General features: G+C 62.2%; 1 protein-coding gene. It reads right to left on the bottom strand.

What is annotated here, in order from left to right; genetic code table 11:
- A partial coding sequence (locus G3446_RS27230) for a transposase (RefSeq protein ID WP_483414744.1) occupies positions 1 to 460 on the bottom strand: 460 nt, incomplete at its 3' end.
- Between the last annotated feature and the right edge of the window lie 106 nt (positions 461 to 566).

Genomic DNA, 566 nt, shown 5'->3' with positions numbered 1-566 from the left:
CCAGCTCATGGCCGAGGTCATAGAGCATCGAGGCGCGCGCGAGCACCGGACCGCTGGGCTGGGCGCCGAAGTAGCCCTCGAGTGCCGAATGGTTGGGAAGGCGCAGCGTGGTGCCATCGACGGCGAGGAGCCGAAAGCCGTGCCACAAGGGTGTCGCCCAGCCGGCGCGGAAGGTCTCGATGGCCTGGCGGTTCAAGGCGGGGAAGATCTCCGCCGAGAGGCGCTGGCGGGCTTTGCACAGACCTGAGACGGTGGGTGTGGCCGAAGCCAGCGGTTGCTCCTCGAGCGTGGCAAAGAAGCCCTTGAGCTCCTGTTCGGTACTGCCTTTGCGCAGATTCAGCAGAAAGCTGACGAGGCGGTGGAAGGGAAGGTCGCGCGTGCGGGTGAAGGCGTTCTCAGACCGGCGAAAGCGTTCGATCCACTCAGGCGAGAAGAGCGCCTGCTTGATCTGGTCGTACACGGAAAGAAATACACGACAGGGATTGCGCTTCTTCGGTGTTGAGACTGATAGCGTTGCAACGCTTCATCGGCATGCTCCTACAAGGTTCCTGTGAAGACGCATTATT

Origin of the sequence: Thiorhodococcus minor (assembly GCF_010820565.1) — a bacterium.
Classification (GTDB): Bacteria; Pseudomonadota; Gammaproteobacteria; order Chromatiales; family Chromatiaceae; genus Thiorhodococcus; species Thiorhodococcus minor.
Note: the sequence above shows the minus strand (reverse complement) of the source record. Positions and strands in the feature narration are given on the sequence as shown.